Origin of the sequence: Caballeronia sp. LjRoot29, from assembly GCF_964252755.1 — a bacterium.
GTDB lineage: Bacteria > Pseudomonadota > Gammaproteobacteria > Burkholderiales > Burkholderiaceae > Caballeronia.
Window position 1 is genome coordinate 1 of record NZ_CAXUPU020000103.1, and the last position, 453, is coordinate 453.

A 453-nucleotide genomic window follows, 5' to 3' on the forward strand; every position below is an offset into this window, starting at 1 on the left:
TTTCGACTCCTAACAGGAATTTTTCCGTACCTTGCGCCGCGCGCAAACAGTGTGGACTAATGTTGCTGGTGCCCATGAGCAGGATCGAACTGCTGACCTCTCCCTTACCAAGGGAGTGCTCTACCACTGAGCCACATGGGCGGACCTTGATGCTGGAGCGGGTGAAGGGAATCGAACCCTCGTCATAAGCTTGGAAGGCTTCTGCTCTACCATTGAGCTACACCCGCTTGGGTCTAACGATTCCCGACGCTTGCTACATGTTCTGGTGGAGGAGGCTGGATTCGAACCAGCGTAGGCGTAAGCCAACAGATTTACAGTCTGCCCCCTTTAGCCACTCGGGCACCCCTCCGCAGAGAACTGACGATTATGGGGGAACATCGCTGTTGTGTCAAGCTTTCAGCGAGTCTCGAATAATCGAAGCCTCTCACTTATAGGTGTTACGAAACGCAAAAA

At 53.2% G+C, this 453-nt stretch carries 3 tRNA genes; all 3 read right to left on the minus strand.

Going from position 1 to position 453, the window contains the following annotated elements:
- Nucleotides 1-66 precede the first annotated feature (66 nt).
- Nucleotides 67-141 (minus strand) — tRNA-Thr (locus ACSQ83_RS35930).
- Between the two features lie 12 nt (nucleotides 142-153).
- Nucleotides 154-227: transfer RNA gene (locus tag ACSQ83_RS35935), tRNA-Gly, on the minus strand.
- A gap of 36 nt (nucleotides 228-263) precedes the next feature.
- Nucleotides 264-349, minus strand: a tRNA-Tyr gene (locus ACSQ83_RS35940).
- Between the last annotated feature and the right edge of the window lie 104 nt (nucleotides 350-453).